The following is a 1,169-nucleotide window of genomic DNA, read 5'->3' as shown; positions in this document are numbered from 1 at the left end:
GCACGAGGGCCGGGTCCGGTAGGAGACAGAGCACATGAGCACCGAACAGCTCGAGAAGCGGCTGCGTCGTCGCAGCATCCACCGGTCCCGGTCCACCGCGGTCGCGATCACCCTGGTCGTCGTCGCACTGGTCGCGGCGTGGATCGGCACCGAAGCGGTCCTGAAGGCCATCGGGCAGCAGCCGCTGCTGGCGGACCCGCAGACCGTGGTCGACACCGCCCTCACGCCCGACGCCGCGTTCACCACCATCATCGAGGTCATCGCCGCCGCCCTGGTGATCCTCGGCATCGTCCTGGTCGTGCTGGCCCTCAAGCCCGGCCGGCAGCCCCGGTCCGGGATCGACCGTGACCGCGGTGCGGTCGTGATCGACACCCGCATCCTGGCCTCCACCGCCGCGAACGCCGCCGCCCACGCAGCAGGCGTCCCGGAAGCCAACACGACCGCGTCCGCTCGTGGGCACCGCACCCAGGTGCACGTGGTGCCCCTGTCCGGCATCCCCGTCGACGCCAGCGCCGTCGAGCACGCCGTCGGGGACCGGCTCGGTCGCCTCGGCGGCAAGCACGGCTCGTCGGTGCAGGTCACCGTGGAACAGAAGGGAACCCTGGCATGACCACCACCAACCGCGGCGTCAACCGGGTCCTGCTGCTCCTGATCGGCCTGGTCAGCATCATCGTCGGTGTCACCATCGGCGCCGGGGTCCTGCAACCCGTCCGCGACGCCCTCCAGCCCTACCTGACCCTGCCGCAACAGGTCACCGTGCCCGACCAGGCACTGTGGATCATCGCCGCGGTCTGCGCGGTGGTCATCGTCCTCGCCGTGATCGTGGTGTTCACTCGCGGTGGCGGCGGCACCAGCGTCGCGGTCCGGGAACGCTCCGGCGAGGACCAGGTCACCGTGAACGTCGCCCTCGTGCGAGACGTCATCGACCACGAACTCACCGGCGTCCACGACATCGTCGCCGCGAAGGTCGACACGTACCTGGTCAAGAAGACCCGCGCCGCACGCATCCGGGTCCACGTCCGCCGCGGCGGCGACGCGGTCACCGTCCTCGACGCCGTCGACCACGCCCTGACCACCCTCGACCAGACCCTCGGCCGACAGATCCCGGTCCTGGTCCACCTCACCGGCGGCACCCGCACCGCACTGGCACGCACCACCCGCGTCCAGTA

2 protein-coding genes are annotated in these 1,169 nt (G+C 71.1%); both read left to right on the top strand.

Annotated elements, in window-relative coordinates; all coding sequences use genetic code 11:
* Nucleotides 1–34: 34 nt before the first annotated feature.
* Nucleotides 35–610 (top strand): DUF6286 domain-containing protein, encoded by a 576-nt coding sequence (locus PIJ49_RS16925; protein ID WP_066653411.1) that lies wholly within the window; start codon nt 35–37, stop codon nt 608–610.
* Nucleotides 607–1,169: hypothetical protein (locus tag PIJ49_RS16920; RefSeq protein ID WP_209685808.1), on the top strand; the 563-nt coding region annotated here is incomplete at its 3' end. The genes PIJ49_RS16925 and PIJ49_RS16920, both read left to right, overlap by 4 nt.

It is taken from the genome of Curtobacterium uvaldense (genome assembly GCF_028307415.1).
Lineage (GTDB): Bacteria > Actinomycetota > Actinomycetes > Actinomycetales > Microbacteriaceae > Curtobacterium.
This window is presented reverse-complemented; position numbering and strand designations above follow the sequence as displayed.

Coding starts and splice junctions, on each gene's coding strand:
- PIJ49_RS16925 (WP_066653411.1), top strand. CDS start 35: ATGAGCACCGAACAGCTCGAGAAGCGGCTGCGTCGTCGCAGCATCCAC.